13 protein-coding genes are annotated in these 18,979 nt (G+C 43.0%); 7 read left to right on the top strand and 6 right to left on the bottom strand.

Annotated features, from left to right (window positions below; all coding sequences use genetic code 11):
• Window positions 1-2,440: PBS lyase (locus ACEYW6_RS13750; protein ID WP_412980120.1), on the top strand; the 2,440-nt coding region annotated here is incomplete at its 5' end.
• Between the two features lie 376 nt (window positions 2,441-2,816).
• Here the strand turns inward: ACEYW6_RS13750 and ACEYW6_RS13745 are convergent.
• Both ACEYW6_RS13745 and thrS read right to left on the bottom strand, forming a co-directional pair.
• Window positions 2,817-3,296, bottom strand: coding sequence for a hypothetical protein (locus tag ACEYW6_RS13745; protein ID WP_412980119.1), 480 nt, complete (start codon window positions 3,294-3,296; stop codon window positions 2,817-2,819).
• Between the two features lie 363 nt (window positions 3,297-3,659).
• Window positions 3,660-5,510, bottom strand: a complete 1,851-nt coding sequence (gene thrS, locus ACEYW6_RS13740; protein ID WP_412980118.1) for a threonine--tRNA ligase — start codon at window positions 5,508-5,510, stop codon at window positions 3,660-3,662.
• 425 nt (window positions 5,511-5,935) lie between these two features.
• Between thrS and ACEYW6_RS13735 the strand changes: the two genes are divergently transcribed.
• Together ACEYW6_RS13735 and ACEYW6_RS13730 are read left to right on the top strand one after the other, a co-directional pair.
• A complete protein-coding gene (locus ACEYW6_RS13735; RefSeq protein ID WP_190899175.1) occupies window positions 5,936-6,253 on the top strand; it encodes a DUF2605 domain-containing protein in 318 nt (105 codons plus the stop codon).
• 329 nt (window positions 6,254-6,582) lie between these two features.
• Entirely contained in the window at window positions 6,583-6,912 is a 330-nt protein-coding gene (locus ACEYW6_RS13730) for a DUF2973 domain-containing protein (RefSeq protein WP_190899177.1), read from the top strand.
• Between the two features lie 438 nt (window positions 6,913-7,350).
• Here the strand turns inward: ACEYW6_RS13730 and ACEYW6_RS13725 are convergent, their stop codons facing one another.
• A complete protein-coding gene (locus ACEYW6_RS13725; protein ID WP_412980211.1) occupies window positions 7,351-9,642 on the bottom strand; it encodes a glycogen debranching N-terminal domain-containing protein in 2,292 nt (763 codons plus the stop codon).
• Between the two features lie 870 nt (window positions 9,643-10,512).
• Between ACEYW6_RS13725 and ACEYW6_RS13720 the strand changes: the two genes are divergently transcribed.
• The 3 genes from ACEYW6_RS13720 to trpE all read left to right on the top strand — a co-directional run bounded on the left by ACEYW6_RS13720 (window position 10,513) and on the right by trpE (window position 14,717).
• Complete coding sequence (locus ACEYW6_RS13720; RefSeq protein WP_190899179.1) at window positions 10,513-12,522, top strand: DICT sensory domain-containing protein; 2,010 nt, start codon at window positions 10,513-10,515, stop codon at window positions 12,520-12,522.
• 145 nt (window positions 12,523-12,667) lie between these two features.
• Window positions 12,668-13,093: a photosystem I reaction center subunit II PsaD gene (locus ACEYW6_RS13715; protein ID WP_190899181.1), complete on the top strand. Its 426-nt coding sequence runs from the start codon at window positions 12,668-12,670 to the stop codon at window positions 13,091-13,093.
• A gap of 94 nt (window positions 13,094-13,187) precedes the next feature.
• Entirely contained in the window at window positions 13,188-14,717 is a 1,530-nt protein-coding gene (gene trpE, locus ACEYW6_RS13710; RefSeq protein WP_412980117.1) for an anthranilate synthase component I, read from the top strand.
• Window positions 14,718-15,326: 609 nt separating this feature from the next.
• On the opposite strand, the gene ACEYW6_RS13705 is transcribed toward trpE, so the two are convergent.
• The gene (locus ACEYW6_RS13705; RefSeq protein WP_412980116.1) at window positions 15,327-15,566 is read right to left on the bottom strand and encodes a hypothetical protein; all 240 of its coding nucleotides are present in this window, start codon (window positions 15,564-15,566) and stop codon (window positions 15,327-15,329) included.
• 64 nt (window positions 15,567-15,630) lie between these two features.
• Window positions 15,631-15,843 (bottom strand): high light inducible protein, encoded by a 213-nt coding sequence (locus tag ACEYW6_RS13700; RefSeq protein WP_196513848.1) that lies wholly within the window; start codon window positions 15,841-15,843, stop codon window positions 15,631-15,633.
• A 589-nt stretch (window positions 15,844-16,432) separates the two neighbouring features.
• Between ACEYW6_RS13700 and ACEYW6_RS13695 the strand changes: the two genes are divergently transcribed.
• On the top strand, window positions 16,433-17,395 hold the full coding sequence (locus ACEYW6_RS13695; protein WP_412980115.1) for an orange carotenoid protein N-terminal domain-containing protein: 963 nt from the start codon (window positions 16,433-16,435) through the stop codon (window positions 17,393-17,395).
• A 616-nt stretch (window positions 17,396-18,011) separates the two neighbouring features.
• On the opposite strand, the gene ACEYW6_RS13690 is transcribed toward ACEYW6_RS13695, so the two are convergent.
• Entirely contained in the window at window positions 18,012-18,908 is an 897-nt protein-coding gene (locus tag ACEYW6_RS13690; RefSeq protein ID WP_412980114.1) for an alpha/beta fold hydrolase, read from the bottom strand.
• Window positions 18,909-18,979: the final 71 nt, after the last annotated feature.

Here is an 18,979-nt window from a genome sequence, read left to right as displayed (position 1 = left end):
AGCCAAACCCTACGTCAAAGACATCGCTGACATCCTCAAGGATAAAACCGTTGACCCCTCTGTTCGTTACGGTGCAGCATCGGCATTGGGAAATCTGGGGAAGGCAGCCAAACCCTACGTCAAAGACATCCTTGACTTCCTCAAGGATAAAACCGTTGACAAAGATGTTCGTTACCGTGCAGCAATGGCATTGGGAAATCTGGGGGAGGTAGCCAAACCCTACGTCAAAGACATCGCTGATATCCTCAAGGATAAAACTGTTGAAACTATGGTTCGTTCCGGTGCAGCAGTAGCATTAGAAAATCTGAGGGAGGCAGCCAAACCCTACGTCAAAGACATCCTCGATTTCCTCAAGGATAAAATTGTTGGAAGCTATGAGGCTGACTTTCCAAGTTCTGTATTGGGAAATTTGGGGGAGGCAGCCAAACCCTACGTCAAAGACATCGTTGATATCCTCAAGGATAAAACCGTTAACCCCAATGTTCGTTCCGGTGCAGCATCAGCATTGGGAAATCTGGGGGAGGCAGCCAAACCCTACGTCAAAGACATCCTCGACTTCCTCAAGGATAAAACCGTTTACTCCTATATTCGTTCTAGTGCAGCATCGGCATTGGAAAAGATTGAACAACTCAACCTGAATAATATTGTTGTAATTCTGGATAGCATCTATTACGATGGTCAATCAGAATTTGCACAGTGGCGATTTTTGACATATTTCCTGGGTGGCGGCACTAATGAAGTCAAAACACTACTCACATGGCTGGGTTTTCCTGACACTAAAACAATTCCTGCTTCATTAAGCCACGATCGCGGTGATAAAACTCTCAAAATATTTGCCCAAGCCTGGGAACCCAGCCAAGGTTTAGCACGATTACGGGAAGACTTAGCAAAGCAAATTGCTGTAGTTGCGAGAAAAGTCTCTTGGCAACCACAAGATATTGGTATTCTAGAAACTCACAACAACAACCTCAAAAACGCCGGATACAACGAAGCTGATTCGCTGCAATCAGTAATAGTTAACCTCAAAACCTGGCAGTGGTTGTTCAACGCCAGAATGACTATTTTGATTCATGCTGCCTTTTGGCTTGTCCTCATCTTCGCTTATCCCAAATTTCCCCAAGTTCAAGCCATCTTTTTCTGGAATCCTTGGGTGAGGCGCATTCTCGGTGTCGGCTACGTCGGCTTAATTCTCACCTGGGTTCCCTTTTTCCGCGAAAAGTTATTTGAACCCTTCAAACCTTCCCTACTAGCCGATGCCGGGTTAGATAATTTTAACCCCGAAGCTTACTTCCCAAATTCTAAAGTGAAAGTTCCCGGTGTAGATGAACCCGTACCAATTACCCAAGTGCTACCTAACATCAAAGGACAAGTCATCTTGGAAGGTGATTCTGGGTTGGGTAAATCAATGTATCTGCGTTATTTGGTAAAAACTTCTGGGCGGCTTGTGGTTTATCTACCTGCCCATAAGTGTGACAAAGGGGTAATTGAGGCAATTCAAGCCAAACTGCACGGCCAAGCACAAGATGCTGATTTTCTCAAGAATTTAATTTACAGTGGCGCATTAGATATTTGCATTGATGGACTCAATGAAGTTACCGCCGACACTAGGGCAAAAATCTGTCAGTTTGCCGAAAGCTATTTCCGAGGTAACATTATCATGACCACTCAACCCCTAGAGTGGACACCACCCTCAACAGCCAAAATATATAAATTGCTGCCCCTTGAGGAACCACAAATTCAGCAATTTTTGATTTCCCGTCAGCCACGACTACCCAAAAATGCCAAAGTTCAAGGTACTGATTATGAGCAAGCCACTGCTAGTTTTTTAACCAAAGCCCTCACGAATCAGCAATCACCACAAGAGTTAAGCGCCATTGAGAAGGTTCTCTCAAATCCAATGGATTTAACTGTGGTAGCCCTGATGCTATCCCAAGGCGAATACCCCGATTTGTTTCACTTGCAACAACATCAATATCAATTGATGGCAAGAGAATATTTGCAAGAGTGGAACCAGGAATTTCCCCTGAAAAAATTCTCCGATGCTGTCTATCAAATGCGGCTGAATGATGAACAGGCGTTACCTGCGGATGAATTTTATCAGGTATTACAGTCTTTGGAAGACGAGAAATATAAAATGGTCGTCAGCCGTCAGTGGCAAGACGAAAAAGGCGAAGCCAAGAGAGAATGGTACTTTCGCCACGATAAGATTATGGATTTCTTTTTAGTGCAGAACTTTCTGGGCGAGAGTGAGGAAGCTAAAAACCGTCTCCTTGACCACATGGACGACCCCCGTTTTCGTGGTGTCTACTTTTTGCTAGCAACCTTACTCCCGTTAGATGCTGCCACAGAATTGAAAGAAAAATTAATTCAATACGCCGCCGATACCAAAGACCATACTGTGAGTGATACCTTCGTGCAATTGTTGCGGCCAAGGACGTGATATTAATTCGTAATTAATACCAATTTGAAAAAAGAATACGACAAATAGACCATTTGTAGAGACGCGATTCATCGCGTCTTTACCCAAGGATGTGTTGCAATCATTAATTGAATTGGTATAAGAAAGAGACTTCTAGGCTGAGGGCAAATTCCTGATTTAATAAAAATCTGACTTTTCACGTCATATAGGAAAGCTAACGCTAAACCTAACCCCTGAGCAAGCTTCCTTACTAGGGAATAGAAGCGAGGTTTTCTAGATAAGAGTGAAAAGTCAGATATTAGGAATGAGTGGAAACAGAGATTGTGTCTGTCCTAACGCCAAGTAGAATCAATGCTCAGTTCACTTGGAACTAAGCCTTAATAGATAGGCAAAGGGATTAACTACGACCCCAGTCGCGATCGCGCTCATAGCGACGGTAATTATCACGAATGTTGCGAAGGTTATTATCGCGGTCATAGCGACGGTTATTGTCGCGGTCATAGCGACGGTTATTATCGCGGTCATAGCGACGGTTATTGTCGCGGTCATAGCGACGATTATTGTCGCGGTCATAGCGACGATTATTGTCGCGGTCATAGCGACGGTTATTATCGCGGTCATAGCGACGGTTATTATCGCGGTCATAGCGGCGATTATTGTCACGAATGTTGCGAAGGTCGTTCTGGCGGTCATAATCACCATTTCTGTAGTGACGACTCAGAAGCTCGTAGTTACCATCATCGTTGCGTTGATAGCTGTTGCTATCTAACTCAGCAATATAAGACACTGGTATATTAGCATCAGCTTTTGGAGAAATAGCCAAAGCTGAAGCAGATGCTATCAAGCCGGCAAGCAAAATAGAGGTAAAGCGATTCATGATGTGAGTCAAAAATTGTTGACAGTAATTTATGCAAGTCCAGTCTGTTTAGGAAGAGCAGATTCCACAAGTCTTTAGATCAATCCTATCAATGTTGAATAACTCGAAAAGTTTTCTTGGGTGCGGTGATTAAGAAAAGTTTTGTTGTCTGTGATACTTTATAACCTTCCAGAACCCGTCAAAAGTTAAAATTAAAATGAGTCTTTGAAGTGGATGAATCCACCTTTGAACTCCGTTAATGAGTCTTTGATATTAAATACATTGCGATCGCACCTTGACCAAAACCCACCAGCTAGCCAATGGTGTGATCTACTAACCACAGACGCACACCAATTATAATTAGTGTGCGTCTGTAGTTAGATTTTAGAAATTCTCGAACTTAGCGATCGCATCCTTCATTTTATCCACCACCTCATCTACAGGGATAACTCCCAATTCCCCAGAGGCGCGGGTACGAATACTCAAGGTGTTGGTTTCCACTTCCTTAGCTCCCACCACTGCCATCACGGGTATTTTTTCTTTCTCTGCATTGCGAATCTGTTTACCCAAGCGATCGCCACTAGTATCAACTTCTGCACGGATGCCCAACGCTTTCATCTTCGCCACCACATCTTTAGCAAAGTCTAGCTGTGTATCACCCACTGGCAGTAATCTAGCTTGCACTGGCGCTAACCACAGAGGGAAATCGCCTGCATACTCTTCAATTAAGATCCCAATCAACCTTTCCAGCGAACCAAAAGGCGCACGGTGAATCATTATTGGACGTTTGCGAACACCATCTTCAGCGACGTACTCCAAATCAAAGCGTTCTGGCAAGTTGTAATCTACCTGCACAGTTCCCAATTGCCACTCCCGTTCTAGGGCATCACTGACAATAAAATCTAGCTTGGGCCCGTAGAAAGCTGCTTCCCCAATTCCCTCAAAATGATCCATTCCCAAGGTTTCAACAGCCCGACGAATGGCATTCTCAGCCTGGTTCCAAGCTTCATCGGAACCGATATACTTATCACTGGTTGGATCTCGGAAACTGAGTCGCGCTTTAAAATTCCCAAGTTGCAGAGTCTTAATCACTGACAAGATCAAATCCACCACTTTGAGGAATTCGCTGTCTAACTGTTCTGGAGTAACAAATATGTGGGCATCATCTTGAGTGAAACCCCGCACCCGTGTTAAACCGCCCAGTTCTCCTGATTGTTCGTAGCGGTAAACAGTGCCAAATTCTGCTAGCCGCATCGGTAGTTCCCGGTAGGAACGTAATTCACTCTTATATATTTGGATGTGAAAGGGACAATTCATGGCTTTGAGAACAAAGCCTTGTTCCATTGTTGCGGCTTCCTGATTTTCTGCCATCATCGGGAACAGATCCTCTTTATATTTCTGCCAGTGTCCAGAGGTTTTAAATAAATCCACTCTGCCAATATGAGGAGTGACAACCTGCTGGTAGCCGCGCTTGATCTGTTCTTGCTTGAGGAATTCTTCTAAAGTACTCCTTAACAGAGTACCTTTGGGTGTCCACAAAGGTAAACCCGGCCCCACTTGGTCAGAAAATATAAATAATCCCAGTTCCTTACCCAGTTTCCGGTGATCTCGGCGCAGTGCTTCTTCTTTGCGTCGCTTATATTCAGCGAGTTGTTCTGGACTTTCCCAAGCGGTGGCGTAGATGCGTTGTAATTGGGCTTTGGTTTCATCCCCACGCCAATAAGCACCAGCAACACTTTCTAGTTCAATTGCCTTCGGGTTTAATTCGCTGGTATTTTCCAGATGAGGCCCTGCACACAAATCCCACCATTCATTCCCCAGGTGGTAAATCGTAATTGGTTCCTGTTTGATATCTGCTAGGATTTCTAGCTTGTAAGGTTCGTTAATTCCTTGAATCCGGCGTTCGGCTTCTTCGCGGCTGACTTCTTCCCGAATTACTGCCAGTTTGCGATTGATAATCTTAGCCATCTCTTTTTTGATGACTTTGAGATCATTTTCGCTAAATGGTTCTGGATTGTCGAAGTCGTAGTAAAAACCGTTTTCAATCCAAGGGCCGATTGTAACTTGCGCCTTGGGAAACAGCTTCTGTACTGCCATTGCCATTACATGGGAAGCAGTGTGGCGAATCTTTTTTAAGTTTTCTGATTCGCTAGTACGCGGTAAATAAATTTTTTCAATTTGTTCTGACTGTTGTGACTGATTTGATGAATTTGGCGACATTGGCTGCTGAACCATTGGCGAAGTGATTACAAAAGGTGATTTATCTGAATCTGTAGGCTTATTCAACTATAACGACTTTGATTTTTGCCAGATCAGCTTTATCTTCCAACTACTGACTTCATTTGTGATAGGGGATAAAGATAAATTTTTGATCGGTTCGGTGAATATCAAATTCAGGATTCCACGCGTAGGCGTAGCCCGTCGTAGACATCGCTAAATTAACTTATGAATTGCAGCTCGGTGTCAGCTAACTCCCGATATGATATGTAGACACCTATCCAAAGGAACTGTACAAACCCATGAGCAAGACTATATAATGAATTCTGTGTTCTTTGTTACATATTTTCACATCCTCGGAATTATGAGAGAAATAATAAAAATGTTAAGAAACGTAAATAACGTTAATATTAGTAAGAAAGTTTGAAATATTCTTCTCATTTATGTCAGACTCGAATTTACCAGGGACTGATTTGCTGAAAACGGTTTTAGAACCCCTGCTGGAAGATTTTCAGCATTGGTTTATGCGATCGCGCCATTTACTCGAAACCGAGCAACTATCATTTATGAGTCACCAAGAGCAATCTGACTTGCTCTTGCGGGTTAAGCAAGCACAGGATGAACTAAATACGGCGAAGATGCTGTTTACTGCTACTGATAAACAAGTCGGAATTGATATGGCAACGTTAATGCCTTGGCATCAATTAGTAACAGAATGCTGGAATGTCGCAATGCGCTTTCGTCAAGCGCGTGAAGTCTAAGCAACAGATAGAAGCATCTGCTAAATTTTGGCAGGCTACTTAGCGATCTCTAACGACAAGCCCCTTTGCATCTACACAAGACGGTCAATCAGCCGTCAAAGAAATAGTAAAAAACTCTTAACACTTTCTTAACATTATTTGGATTAACAAGATAATGTATCCTATGCTACCGTAAGTGAAATGACGGTTGACAAATAGCTCCATATAAATGTAAACGCACTCTTTGTGCGTCAAATGCTCGTCTTAACTGTGAGTTACAGTGTCGGCGAAACAAAGCGTTACAAAATCAAAATAAAGTTTTAAAAATTACTGTTCTGGAGGAAAATCCAATGTTACACCTACTTTACATTCTTGCTTTTACAATCCTTGCATTTATAGCTGTTGGCAACTTAATTCGTAACCTGATCATGTTCAGTTTTGATCGGGAGCGAACTTACCCGACGAATTCCTCGCCAATGAATAATCAAGGCAACTATGGTTATTATTCATCAAAAAAACAGTTTGTACCCCATCCAGAGTTATTAGATAGCGCGGGTAACTTAATTAAAGAGCCACTTTTGGTAATGCGTTCGATTAACGTTGAAGATGCGCGTCAACATCTCGATGCACTTTACGAAGCATCCCCAGGACATAAAAGAGAAAATTCTGATGAAGTATAAGAGTTAGAAGTTTGGGTGTAAACCATTGTTGTTTTTACATCCTTAACCCTTCCCCTAGCAAAATTCTATTCCCATACTTTGAATTTGAGGCGATCGCGTCGGTAAGCTGGTAAATTAACATTATTTTGTTAACTTAGGACAGGTTGAGCCTGAAAGGGCATGGTGTAGTTTGAAAATCTGAGTATCAGTTACTAATGAATGCATTCTCATTACGTAATTCTATTCCTCATGGCTTCAAAACTACATAACTTACGCAAAATTATATAATATATATGAATTGATCGAGCTTGCAGAGCAGCTTTTGAGAACTCTATACACTAGCGATGAAGCAGGCTAACACTGCGTTGGTTGGAGTGAATGGTACTGCGCGATACGCCTACGCACCAAGCATAAAATAGGGAGTGATGAATTACTTACTCCCTACTCCCTACTATCTTTCTATGCTTCGATAACTACGCGTAAATTACCGCGTTTTTTTGCAACGCGACAAGCAGTCGTAGTACCAGAGCGTTCGAACTCCAAATCGAGGATGGTGGGGCCGACTCGCAAATTATGAAATGACAGACGATTAATCGATTCTGGCAAAGCGGGATCGATTATTCGCAAGCAGTTATTCTGAGCATCAGGCACCAAGTTAACCATCATTTGCAGTAGTTGGAAAATACTACCAGTAGCCCAAGCTTGGGGAGTGCAGGCAACTGGATACTGCACAGGAGCATTATCACCGTTCCGTTCGTAGCCGCAGAAAAGTTCTGGAGGACGTTGGTAAGGCTGCTGACTAGTCATGTCGAATAAACCTTGGAAAAGTTCCAGTGCTTGATCAATAAGACCGAGCGATCGCAATCCCATTGCAATCAGAGCGTTATCATGGGGCCAAACCGAACCAATGTGATAGCCCATCGGATTGTAAGCGGGTGACAAACTACTCAGGGTGCGAATGCCCCAACCATTAAACATATCTGGTGCTCGCAACCGTTCTGCTACACTATAGGCTCTTTCGTGTGTAAAAAGACCCAAATGCAGACAATGACCAGGATTTGAGGTAATACTATCTACTGCCTTGCCATCTCCATCCAAAGCCAAAGCGCAGAAATCATGGTCTTCCACCCAAAAATCTCGATTAAAACGAAACTTAAGATTTCTGGCCTCTTCTTGCCAACGATCTGCCAAATCAAGGCGCTTCTTCATCCTAGCTATTTCTGCTAGGCGCGTTTTTGCAGCATAGACATAAGCTTGCACCTCACACAGAGCAATTGGGCCGTTAGCTAATTCTCCCTTGTGGTCTACGATACAGTCACCAGAATCTTTCCAACCTTGGTTAGCAAGACCGCGTTTAGATTTACGGAAATAACTGAGGTAGCTGGTTTCTTTCGTATTGCGATCGATCCAGTCCATTGCTGCTAGAGCATTCGGCCAAAGTTGCTCTAGAAGTTCTTGATCGTGAGTCCAAGCATAATGTTCGGCATACAGCATCAGCCATAAAGGAGTGGCATCAACTGTACCGTAATAAGGCGTATGGGGAATTTCTTGACAACGAGCCATTTCTCCCAAACGTAACTCGTGCAAAATCTTACCCGGTTCTTCCTCGCGCCATTCATCGTCGATTTTACCTTGATATGTCGCCAGTAATATCAGCGTTTCTTTGGCGATTTGTGAGTTTAACATCAGGGTTTGGGAAGCTGTAATCAGCGAATCTCGCCCAAAGAGTGTAGAAAACCACGGCACTCCAGCCGAAACAGTCTTATACTTCCCAAAAGACTGGCGCAACAAATACATATCTTGCTCGGCCCGCTCAATCACACGATTGAAAATACTCTTATCTGAGCTAATGCGTGTAATTTGTTGTACCCAGTGTTGCTCCTCCATCAACTCAGCGGCTTTCGCCTGTCCTAAAGTGAAGGCGGCGCTCACAGTTGAACTGGACTGGTTGTTTTTCAACATATTCACCCGATAACCCAGCTTTTGAGTTTCGTGGGAAGCCAACTCTAGCTGCCAAACCGCAGTGTAACCCTTGAAATAGTCTGGTTGGCGATGCTGGAATAGAAGACGGGATTCCATTACCGAGCCATCCAGTCCTTGATAGGCGAGTGTTAAAGATTCTTCCCTAAAATTTGGTGGCTCTTTAGCTATAGGCGAAAGACCATCGACCAGAGAAAGTGTTCCTTCTTCAGCCGTCGGTTCTACTAGACGTAAGAGCCGACCTCGTTTTTCTCTGTCATAACCCCGGACTTCAAATAAATCAACAAAGTCTGCATCAAAGCTGATGCTTAGTTCAAAATTGACAGTTGTTGTGCTGTAATTAGATACCTCTATTTCTTCAAATAGTGCCCCATTCAGAACCATTTCCCGGCGAATACCTACAGTGTCTGCTTTCAGGCGTTCGTCGATTCTGGGGTTGGTACACAAAACTGAAAGTGAAAACCCTTTTTCAGCAGTACTACTGAGGAGTACAGGCGAGCGCCCTTCAATTTGCAACTCCAAGCGATTGAGAAATCTCGTATCACAACAAAACAATCCCATGCTAGGATTACCATCGTTGAGGGAACATCCAGAAATATTCCCGATAGTATCCGTCACAAAAAATAAATCATCATCTTTAACCGTCAGTGTCGGCTGTGGTCTTTCACTCACAACACAAGGCCACTCCGGGATAGGTAATTGTTCGGCAGGAATAAAAGTTTTTCCATCCAGGAAAATTTTTTCCGGGGTCATTAGCGTATCCGGTGTCATTAGCCAAAGTTCCGTGTACAGGTCTATATTTTTGTGGTCTTCTGAGTAGAGGTTGCTGACCCTCACAACTTTCAAAAAAAAGACGCTTTCTAAAACTTGCTTGAGCCATTGGAGCCATACTGCTGACAAAATAGCAGCGCTCAAACCTGTATAAGCAGATAATTATAAACTTATATTTTATAACTCTAAAGTCAAGGCTGAAAACTGAGGATTTTTAGAAAATTTATTAGTCATTAAACTTTCATCAGACACAAGGCACATATAATACTCAGCAAGAAAGTGGAATTCACTGCTTTTGTTGAACATAGACAGCATTTGTTCTCTACTATTATACGATTTTGTCTAAAATAGCTATGGCATTTGATTAGACTAATTTATGATAATTAATTAATTGATTAAATTTAATCAATAATTATTGATTAAATTATGTGAATGTAGCAGTAATAGTTTTTGGGTAAGAAAATTTATTTAGTCGGCATAAATCAACGTGGGCAAAGTAGCCGATGTCTACGACTGGCTACGCCAACGCGTGAAATATCAATCAATAATCAGTGGTTATTAGTGAATATAATAGTTAAAACAATACAACAATTAGTTATTTGGTACTTAGTGCTGAAATATTTTAGTTGTGCAAGCATATTTCAAAGTTGGTCGAGAATGTATATTGGGCGTAGTAGGTTGTCAATCAACAAATCAAGTTGTACGCACTCCTCCTAATTGGTAACAAAGTGTTGCGCCTGCTTTGGCAGAAAGTGCTTTTTAGCGTTCTTTACATATTGCAACTCTCTATTTAACTTGAGAGTCCCTTGGAATTTGTACAATGCAGCTGTGACGTGGATCTTGTCGAGGTTGAGCGTTTAACAATAATTCATGAGCATTTCGACTTCTGTGCTGAGTGATCTGCTAAAGTCCCTACCATACTTGCGGCCCCAGCTATATTTTAAGGCTTCACTAACGGCGCTCTCCCATGCGATGGAAGATCAAGTTTTGGCTGCGACTTTAGCACAACCCCTTGTAATTGCTAGTTTCCAGCGAGAGCGATTCTATCGCCAAGAAGCTCATCGCTACCAGCGACTTGCCTTGCGGAGTAACCAAATATACGTATTATCTGCTCCAGAAACTGATTTCGCCAACAGTTCCGAACACTACGAAAAAATCGCTTTTGAGCCAAAGGATGGCTTAAGCCAAGAGTGGCATTTAGTAGTGATTGCTGACAATTATGCTACTTGTCTAGTTTGCCGGGAAAGCCTTGGTTCTATTGCCAAAAACAAGCAACTACCAGAACTAAGCCCTAATCTGGATATAGATACAGCGCGAAGATTTGAGGGAGTTTGGACATCGGAAAGGGGAGTTAGCCTCAAAGCAGCCGAATTGCTGTTAGACAGAATTTTGGTTTACAGACCAGAACTGGCAAGTAAAATTGAGGAGGCACGTCAGAGGTTTGGCATAGGAGAGCCGCGAAGCCACTCTGGAGCAGAACAGATCAACGAATATGCTTGTGACATCGATACAGATCCCTTTGTGCAGCGCTTGGTAACTTACTTGCAAGCTAGTCAGTACAAACTGCACAAAGCCTACCGTTCCATTGCTGCCCAAGCACGAAAAGAACGATTAGTCAACTCGATTAGCACTGCCATTCGGCGATCGCTCGATCCTCACGAAGTTCTGCAAGTGGCGGCACAAGAATTAGGACAACACCTAGAAGCTTGTCGCTGTCTAATTTACCGCGCTCAAGCCACAGATAGCCAAGCCATAATTGAACACGAGTTTTTGAATCCCGGTATTTTATCGGTACTTGGGCAAACTTGGGAGTTAGAGAAAAATTCCCTATTTCAGGACATAGTGCAACAAGGCGAAGGTGTTTGTATTAGCGATACACTGAATGACCCTCGCGTAAACAATTCACCAGGACTTTCCTTGATCGCCAAAAAGTTTGCCATTCGTTCTTGGCTGATGGAACCAGTGTTTTATCAGGGGCGATTATTGGGCATTGTGGAGTTGCACTATTGCCGAATGCCACCGCACGAGTGTCAACCAGGGGAATTGGATTTGGTAAAAGCGATCGCCACTCAAGTGGGAGCAGCTCTCATCCAAGCAGAAGCTTATGCCAACCTAGAAGAACTTAACCAGCAGCTAGAAGCCCTAGATCGCACCCGTAGCAACCTCATAGCCATCACCGGACATGAACTGCGTACCCCCCTATCCACCATTCAAGTGTGCCTAGAAAGTCTCGCTAGTGAGCCGGATATGCCCTTGGAGTTGCAGCAGATCATGCTCAACACTGCTCTTTCCGATTCGGAACGGATGCGAAAATTGGTACAAGATTTCCTCACACTTTCCAACTTGGAAAGCGGTCGGGTGGAATGGCATCCAGAATCCCTCACTTTACAAGAGTGTATAGATTTATCACTCAGCCGCAATCGCACGCGTTCCTCAACGGAAAAGCCGCCCAAAATCAAGACTCAAATCGCCGAAAACCTACCTCTAGTAAGGGCTGATGGTGATTGGCTAGTAGAGGTACTGGCAAAACTCATGGACAATGCTTGTAAATTTACGCCACCCCAAGGAGAAATCACTATTAAAGCGATTTACAACAACCATCAAATGGTTGAGGTGACTGTGGCTGACACTGGACGCGGTATTGAACCGAATCGTCTAAAAGTAGTTTTTGACCGCTTCTATCAAGAAGAGGGAGCGCTGCGCCGCACCACTGGCGGAACTGGACTTGGTTTAGCAATTTGCCGTCAAATTGTTAATGGCTGGGGTGGGGAAATTTGGGCAGAGTCAACTGGCAAAGACCAGGGTAGTCAGTTTCACTTCACCATACCGATTGTTCAGAGTAGCCAAGAGGAAAAGCGGACAAAAGTCAAGAGTAAATAGATATTGAATATGGGGCATGGCACATTATTTTTTGACTAATGACTAACGACTAATGACTAAAAACTGTTACAGTCTATGACGCGATCGCAATATGATCCTGGTTGCAGTGTTAGGATTCCCTAAAAACGTTGAGAGAACAGACTTTATGGCAGAAACACTCTCTGGACAAACCCCACTATTTGCTGGCAGCACCGGTGGCTTGCTCACAAAAGCACAAGTCGAAGAAAAGTACGCTATCACTTGGACTAGCCCGAAAGAGCAAGTTTTTGAATTGCCTACAGGTGGTGCTGCTACTATGCGGAAAGGTGAAAACCTGCTGTATATAGCTCGTAAAGAATATGGCATCTTTTTGGGCGGTCAGCAACTCCGGAAACTCAAAATCACAGATTATAAAGTTTACCGGATTTTACCCAACGGAGAAACCACTTTACTTCACCCAGCTGATGGTGTCTTCCCTGAAAAGGTAAATGAAGGTCGTGACAAAGTGCGTTATGTAGACCGTCGGATCGGACAAAACCCCAGTCCCTCCAAAGTTAAGTTTAGCGGTGTTACTACCTACGACGCTCCGTAACTAGATGTTAGTAGCTAATGGGTAATTAGTAATGGGTAATTGGTAAGTAAAAACCCATTACCCATTACCAATTACCAATTACCTTTGAAAAATAATGATGTTTCCGGATTTCTCCCAGTTTTCCACCCTAGCGCAACAAGGCAACTTCGTCCCGGTATATCAAGAATGGGTAGCGGACTTAGATACGCCTGTATCTGCTTGGTATAAAGTCTGTGCAGGCCAGCCCTATAGCTTTTTGTTGGAATCGATCGAAGGTGGGGAAAAACTGGGACGCTATAGTTTAGTGGGTTGCGATCCTCTGTGGGTTTTGGAGGCAAGGGGCGATCGCACGACTCAGAAAAACCGTGATGGTTCACAGGTAGTTTTTGCCGGCGACCCTTTTACAGCCTTAGCCGAATGTTTAGAACCTTTTCATCCAGTCAAGTTACCACAGCTACCGCCAGGAATTGGTGGTTTGTTTGGGTTTTGGGGCTATGAACTAATTCGCTGGATTGAGCCGCGTGTGCCAATTCATCCACCAGATGAGCGAAATATCCCTGATGGGTTGTGGATGCAGGTAGACCACCTATTGATTTTTGACCAAGTGAAGCGGAAAATTTGGGCGATCGCTTATGCTGATTTACGCGATCCGAAAGTAGATTTGAAAGCAGCCTATCAACAAGCGTGCGATCGCGTCACCCAAATGCTCGAAAAGCTATCTCTACCACTATCGCCGCTAAAAACTAGATTGGAATGGAAACCGCCAGAGAGCAGAGGAGCAGGAGAGCAGGGGAGCAGAGAGACAGAGCACTATAAGAGCAATTTCACCCGCCCTGATTTTTGTGCCAGCGTCCAAAAAGCCAAAGACTACATTAAAGCAGGCGATATCTTCCAAGTAGTAATTTCCCAGCGATTATCAACAGCATATACAGGCGACCCATTTGCACTTTACCGCTCCCTACGCCAGATAAATCCTTCGCCTTACATGGCTTACTTTAACTTCCAAGATTGGCAAATCATCGGTTCCAGTCCAGAAGTAATGGTGAAAGCGGAAACTGATCCAGATGGTGGAGTGATAGCAACGGTACGCCCAATTGCCGGGACGCGTCCACGAGGTAAAACTACCCAGGAAGATGCAGCCTTCGCAAAGGATTTACTCGAAGACCCCAAGGAAGTTGCCGAACATGTGATGCTTGTAGATTTAGGGCGGAATGATTTGGGGCGTGTTTGTCAAAATGGTAGCGTCAAAGTTGATGAATTAATGGTAGTTGAGCGCTACTCTCATGTGATGCATATAGTCAGCAATGTTGTCGGAAAATTAGCACTTGATAAAACAGCATGGGATTTGTTGAAAGCTTGCTTCCCAGCAGGTACTGTAAGTGGCGCACCCAAGATTAGGGCGATGGAGATTATTCACGAGTTAGAGTCTAGCCGTCGGGGTGTTTATTCTGGTGTGTATGGATATTATGATTTTGAAGGACAATTAAATACTGCGATCGCAATTCGCACAATGGTAGTACATGATAATACGGTAAGCGTGCAAGCCGGTGCAGGTTTGGTGGCTGATTCTGAGCCAGAAAAAGAATACGAAGAGACCCTGAATAAAGCCAGAGGTTTATTAGAGGCGATTCGTTGTTTACGTTGAACTGGGGATTGGGGACTAGTACACCAATTCAGTAATTCTGGAAGAACCTCTCCTTTGACCCTTCTCCGTTAACGTCAGCCTTTCGTTAGGAATATGGTTTTTAAATCCGCGTTCCTTAGACATAGTAAAGAAGGGAGTTTGGCTTCCCCAACCATTGGTTAAGGAATGGGACTAGTACAGGCGGAAGTTTTCCTGCCTTTAACAATGGGATTTTGCCCCTTGTCTGCCTGTATAGTTACTTTCGCCAATTAATTGCACACTGGTTTTTATTGGTTAATTGTAAAACCGGACTTGATATAAGTACAGTAACAGTTCGATTTGCTGTATGAGAATCTAGACCAGACTTTAAAAGTTGATTTATCAATATCCTTCTATTTTGGATCACATAGGTTTTACTTTGAACTGCAAGATGTTTGGAAACAATTTGTGCTACTTCTAAGCCCACATACCCACAATACCGTGACAAATTGGGAAGCTTTATAAATCCAATCAACATCAAACTTTTTCCAAAGCTAAACAGAGTTTTTTAAACGTATTTAAAAGAAGTCTTGGTATCTAAATCCAAGACTTCAGTTTAAATTACTACATACTAGAAATGAACAAACTTGCTCATCCCAATTGGCTGAAGTAAACTCCCCAAAAAATTCCAGTTACTCCAATAGCGATTAAGAGGTTAGTGAAAAACCTGCCGAATTCAATTTCTTGTCCCAGTCCTTTGTCGTCTTGACCGGCAGTGAAAAACAATGACCACGCTTGATTTGCATTAATGGTCTCAAAGTTGTTGAAGTTAGGTCTAAAAACGACTGGCCCAATCAAATTTTTTTTGGGGTAATCAAAATCAGTTTTCATAAGTTTGCCTCTAAATTGTTTTATTTGTCAACTGAAGAAAATTCGTAAATCTGAAGTGTCTTCTCTAAAGGGTGGTTAACCATCCAACTAAACCGTGTCCGGTGAAAACTTCCAAGGCTATGAGTGAGACAAAACCAATCATTGCCAAACGACCATTGAGTTTTTCAGCATATTCAGTGAAGCCTGTCTGTGGGGTTTCATCAACATAAACTTTGGGTTCAGTCGCAAATCTGTTGAGTTGGCCACGTTCGTTAATGGTAAAGCCTCTACTTGTCATCTTTTACTCCTTGCTTTTGCCATTTGTAAACTAATCTTAAATATTGTAAATATTATTTGCAACTACTTGACATGAGAATAAAGGTAGTAAAAACCGTATCAAGTAAGTAGGGTATTTCGGATTTGTGCGAGAAGTCGCCGATGTCTACAATCGCCTGTTTGGTAACGCAATAGCTTCAATTAAGGATTGTTTATGGAAATTTGATGCCTATAGAGACGTGCGATGTCTACGACGGGCTACACGCTCTTGGAAGTAAATACACAGAAAAGGACCAATTGCCCTTAATCTAACTTCAGCAAAAATTATCATTTGCATAAGCAGAAGTTATCAATCTATAGCTGAGAAAGTATTGCTTATTTGTAACGAACTTGTTATGTTTCTTTACATATAGTTACAAAAGCAACATCACTGCGTTAAACCACTGTTACAGCTTTCTAAATAACTATGCAGTTGAGAGCGATGTCTACGACAGGCTGTCGCAAATACTGCTGAGTGCCTTTGTTAACAGCTAAACGCACTTCACTCCCGTCTTTGCACATTTGATTTTCACATTCGATAGAACTGTAATTTTCTTTTTGGAATTTCTGCTATGTCTTTTACTATCCAGTCGGCTCAAAGCATTTTTCCCGGTACCCTAGTTGCTAATGTTGTTCCAACCGTTGTCGAATCATTCTCTCAGCTCAATGCTGAAGATCAACTAGCATTACTCTGGTTTGCCTATACCGAGATGGGTAGAAGTATTACGGTTGCTGCTCCAGGAGCAGCCAACATGATCCTCGCGCAAGGCTTACTCGAACAAATTAAGCAGATGCCTTTTGAGGCTCAAACGCAAGTCATGTACGATTTGGCTAACCGTGCTGACACTCCCCTCTGCCGCTCCTATGCATCCTTCACCGTAAACATCAAGTTGGGCTTCTGGTATCAGTTAGGAGAATGGATGGCTCAAGGAATCGTTGCTCCTATCCCAGAAGGCTACAAACTTTCTCCCAAAGCTGCTGACGTGTTGCAAGCAATCCGCAATGCTGATTCCGGTCAACAAATCACAATCTTACGCAATACCGTAATTAGCATGGGATTCGACCCGAATGCTCCCGGTAGTTACAAAAAAGTTTCAGAGCCTGTGGCTCCTCCCACAGCACCAGCATTTCGGACTAAAGTTACCATCGAGGGTATTAACAATCCTACGGTGCTGGGCTATATCAATAACATGAATGCCAATGACTTTGATGCTGCGGTTGCGCTGTTTCGCTCTGAAGGTGCCTTGCAACCCCCCTTTGAAAGACCGATTGTTGGTCAAGAGGCAATCCGCGCTTATATGCGTGAAGAATGCCAGGGATTGAAGATGATCCCAGAGCGTGGTGTATCGGAGCCAGTAGAAGATGGCTATACCCAGATTAAAGTTACCGGCAAAGTTCAAACCCCTTGGTTCGGTGCCAGTGTGGGGATGAATATTGCATGGCGGTTTTTGCTAGATCCCCAAGACAAAATCTTCTTCGTAGGGATTGACTTGCTTGCTTCTCCTAAAGAACTACTCAACCTAGTACGTAAGTAGAAGGCTAAGTTAGTCGCTGCTTAAGCGTGGATGAGTGAAAGAGCGTAGGGCGTAGCCCGTCGTAGACATCGCCACGCTTAAGCAAAAGAAACTTAAGAATGGCTTATTGGGTTATCGGTGATATTGTAAAAGGCGCATTTGTGGACACAGAATGATGTAGCTTTAGTAGAGGCGATCGCAGATGAATAATATCTGTTAAAAGCTTAGGTTTTAATTAGGACATTTTCACGCAACACATACCCGATTAACTAGATATTTGACTATTCTTCAAGCGCGGTTGCGTTATCCATAACCGAAATTTCATTGTTTGCGATCGCCTAATCAGGATAACTTTATAGTTAATAATTAGCTACTGGGCTTATTAGTACTAACAGTAACAGAATTATTTATATTTTTAGCAACATGTCTTTGCAGTTTAAATAAGCAATATGTTAAGTAATTTTAAGGTTAAATTAAAGGCATTGCCAAATCATAATATAATTGGTCAACGCCCTTAATTTATTTTATTAAGCCTCTATAATCCAAAGTCAGGCTACACAATTATGCTTGAAATTAGATCAGGAGATCAGGCAGAAGTTAGGAAATTAGAATTGGTCTTTAACTAGTGAACAAACCACTAATTAAGTAAAGGTAAAAATTGACGAATTAACCCAATCGTCACTGCTGGCAATTCCAACTGTGGTGTTAATCCCACATCTTCCAACTGTTGAAAAAATCGGATTGCTTGGGGATTCATTTCGGCAAGGCGGCGACCAATTGAGGGTCCTGTAAATTCCGACCTTTGTCCCCAAATAATGGCGGTGGGAGTGGTCAACTGTTGAATGTAAAGAGATAAATCAAAGCATAAATCACCACGGACAAAGGACAGTGCTGCATACTCAGCATTAGGCTGTTGGGCTGATTGTAAATAAGCATCTACAATTTCTTGGTAGACTCGATTAGATTGAGCAAATTGCCTTTGCTCTAAGAAGCTACGAATACCCCCACTAGTGGCTACCCCAGTGCTGTAAAGTAAACGGTCAACAAGGGGAACGCTGATTAACTGGGCAAAAAAACTACGGGAGTAGTCTTCGCCAAAGTCGGAAAGTCCAGCAGGCGTAGTGAGAATTAAAGACTTGAATAAATCAGGATGATCTGAGGCTACTCGAATTGTAAAGGCTGCGGTCAAAGAAGAAGCGATCGCTGTTACTGGGCCGATACAAGTTTGCTCAATAAACTCCCGAATGGTGGTTAAATAATCCTCAATCTTATAACTCCGTGCCGGATGCTCAGACCTACCCCAACCGATTAAATCTGGTGCAATGACCCGATATTCAGCGGCAAAAGCCGGATAAACTTTCGACCACTCATAAGCAGAAGATCCACCACCAAAGCCGTGTAGGAATACTAAAGTTTTGCGATCATCTTTAGCAGTTACATTGTCCTGCCAAGGTGACCCAGCGGCAGTATAATATACCATTCTACCTAGTGAGGTATTTATGGAGCGTTGTTCAAATCCTAGTGGTTGAAACATAAGTATTTTTTGTTAACTGTAGTAATCAGTTTGCACAAGTAACAGAATAGACTTTTAGATGGAGGGACACG

The organism is Nostoc sp. UIC 10607 (assembly GCF_047228265.1).
GTDB lineage: Bacteria > Cyanobacteriota > Cyanobacteriia > Cyanobacteriales > Nostocaceae > Nostoc > Nostoc foliaceum_A.
The sequence above is the reverse complement of the archived record's forward strand: the minus strand, read 5'-3'. Positions and strand labels throughout refer to the sequence as shown.

Bases quoted from the DNA above. Each gene is read 5' to 3' on its own strand.
- ACEYW6_RS13745 (WP_412980119.1), bottom strand. From the start codon at position 3,296: ATGAATCGCTTTACCTCTATTTTGCTTGCCGGCTTGATAGCATCTGCT.
- thrS (WP_412980118.1), bottom strand. From the start codon at position 5,510: ATGGTTCAGCAGCCAATGTCGCCAAATTCATCAAATCAGTCACAACAG.
- ACEYW6_RS13735 (WP_190899175.1), top strand. From the start codon at position 5,936: ATGTCAGACTCGAATTTACCAGGGACTGATTTGCTGAAAACGGTTTTA.
- ACEYW6_RS13730 (WP_190899177.1), top strand. From the start codon at position 6,583: ATGTTACACCTACTTTACATTCTTGCTTTTACAATCCTTGCATTTATA.
- ACEYW6_RS13725 (WP_412980211.1), bottom strand. From the start codon at position 9,642: ATGACACCGGATACGCTAATGACCCCGGAAAAAATTTTCCTGGATGGA.
- ACEYW6_RS13720 (WP_190899179.1), top strand. From the start codon at position 10,513: ATGAGCATTTCGACTTCTGTGCTGAGTGATCTGCTAAAGTCCCTACCA.
- ACEYW6_RS13715 (WP_190899181.1), top strand. From the start codon at position 12,668: ATGGCAGAAACACTCTCTGGACAAACCCCACTATTTGCTGGCAGCACC.
- trpE (WP_412980117.1), top strand. From the start codon at position 13,188: ATGATGTTTCCGGATTTCTCCCAGTTTTCCACCCTAGCGCAACAAGGC.
- ACEYW6_RS13705 (WP_412980116.1), bottom strand. From the start codon at position 15,566: ATGAAAACTGATTTTGATTACCCCAAAAAAAATTTGATTGGGCCAGTC.
- ACEYW6_RS13700 (WP_196513848.1), bottom strand. From the start codon at position 15,843: ATGACAAGTAGAGGCTTTACCATTAACGAACGTGGCCAACTCAACAGA.
- ACEYW6_RS13695 (WP_412980115.1), top strand. From the start codon at position 16,433: ATGTCTTTTACTATCCAGTCGGCTCAAAGCATTTTTCCCGGTACCCTA.
- ACEYW6_RS13690 (WP_412980114.1), bottom strand. From the start codon at position 18,908: ATGTTTCAACCACTAGGATTTGAACAACGCTCCATAAATACCTCACTA.